The organism is Paenibacillus sp. J22R67 (genome assembly GCF_059692175.1).
This window is the reverse complement of record NZ_JCAUAX010000037.1, coordinates 1-1,216: the sequence shown is the minus strand read 5'-3', so window position 1 is coordinate 1,216 and position 1,216 is coordinate 1. Positions and strand designations below refer to the sequence as shown.

Genomic DNA, 1,216 nt, shown 5'->3' with positions numbered 1-1,216 from the left:
AGGGAGCCAGCCGCCGAAGGTGGGGTAGATGATTGGGGTGAAGTCGTAACAAGGTAGCCGTATCGGAAGGTGCGGCTGGATCACCTCCTTTCTATGGAGACTCGGGTCTGAAACGACCCAGTCAAGTATCTTCGGATACACATCGCTTACTCACTCGTGTTCAGTTTTGAAAGAGCAATCTTTCAAATGAGTTGACAACCAACATCGCTTTGCGTATGTAATGGTTGCAACATTGTTCCTTGAAAACTAGATAACGAAACAAAACGTAAAGTAAGAACTTAGGTCGTGTAACCTTAGGGTTGCACAACAATCTTTAAATGTAATTTCTAGGTTAAGCTAGAAAGAGCACACGGAGGATGCCTAGGCACTAGGAGCCGAAGAAGGACGTGGCGAACGACGAAATGCCTCGGGGAGCCGTAAGCAGGCTTTGATCCGGGGATGTCCGAATGGGGGAACCCAGCTGTGGTAATGCGCAGTTATCTCTACCTGAATACATAGGGTAGTTGAAGGCATACCCAGGGAACTGAAACATCTAAGTACCTGGAGGAAAAGAAAACAAAAGTGATTCCGTCAGTAGCGGCGAGCGAAAGCGGAATAGCCCAAACCAAGGAGCTTGCTCCTTGGGGTTGTAGGACCTCGATATGGGGTTAGTTTGGTAGGCGAAGTGATCTGGAAAGGTCCGGCATAGAAGGTAAAAGCCCTGTAGCCAAAATCGAACAAAACCCCTAGAGGTATCCTGAGTACGGCGGGTCACGTGAAACCCCGTCGGAATCCGGCAGGACCATCTGCCAAGGCTAAATACTCCCTAGTGACCGATAGTGAAGCAGTACCGTGAGGGAAAGGTGAAAAGCACCGCGGAAGCGGAGTGAAAAAGAACCTGAAACCGTGTGCTTACAAAAAGTCAGAGCCCTCTATATGGGTGATGGCGTGCCTTTTGTAGAATGAACCGGCGAGTTACGTTCCCGTGCGAGGTTAAGTTGAAAAGACGGAGCCGCAGCGAAAGCGAGTCTGAATAGGGCGCTTTAGTACGTGGACGTAGACCCGAAACCGTGTGATCTACCCCTGTCCAGGGTGAAGGTGAGGTAACACTCACTGGAGGCCCGAACCCACGAATGTTGAAAAATTCGGGGATGAGGTGGGGGTAGCGGAGAAATTCCAATCGAACTCGGAGATAGCTGGTTCTCCCCGAAATAGCTTTAGGGCTAGCCTCGGATGT

At 50.2% G+C, this 1,216-nt stretch carries 2 rRNA genes; both read left to right on the top strand.

What is annotated here, in order from left to right:
- Positions 1 to 91, top strand: a 16S ribosomal RNA gene (locus AC58VC_RS38435); the annotation flags it as partial.
- A 238-nt stretch (positions 92 to 329) separates the two neighbouring features.
- A 23S ribosomal RNA gene (locus tag AC58VC_RS38430) occupies positions 330 to 1,216 on the top strand; the annotation flags it as partial.